The organism is Secundilactobacillus angelensis (assembly GCF_012641075.1).
Lineage (GTDB): Bacteria > Bacillota > Bacilli > Lactobacillales > Lactobacillaceae > Secundilactobacillus > Secundilactobacillus angelensis.
Genome location: NZ_JAAXLJ010000079.1, coordinates 1 through 422 on the forward strand (window position 1 = coordinate 1; position 422 = coordinate 422).

General features: G+C 45.5%; 1 protein-coding gene. It reads right to left on the reverse strand.

Translation table 11 applies throughout. The annotated features are described in order from the left end of the window. Positions 1 to 422, reverse strand: a 422-nt coding sequence (locus HC026_RS13200) for an MBG domain-containing protein (RefSeq protein ID WP_168926211.1), incomplete at both ends; no start/stop codon positions are given.

The following is a 422-nucleotide window of genomic DNA, read 5'->3' on the forward strand; positions in this document are numbered from 1 at the left end:
CTGTTGTTGTGTATCCACCTGCGTCGGCTTTCACATTATTGCTGATCGTGTACGCCACTGGCGTGCCAACGGCACCGTCTTGAACCGTTACTGTTTCTTCCGGTAAAACTGGTACTTCACCGTTGTAGGTCACGGTTTCGCTAGGTGCGGTGATTGTAATATGAGCAGGTGTGATATTCAAATTACCGGCAATCACATTGCTGCCAGTAATCGTGTAGTTCTTGTTAGCACTTTGCAGTGCAGAAATGCCAGTTTCACTGAATTTAACTGAATACTGACCCGCATCACTCTTGATACCACTGAAATCAAAATCTTCAGCGGTCAATGTTGGAATAACCATATCAGCTGGTCCAGTCAACTTAAAGTCCGTGGCAGCCACGTTCGTGGTGCCATCATAAACTTTATTGGCATCACTTAAAGTC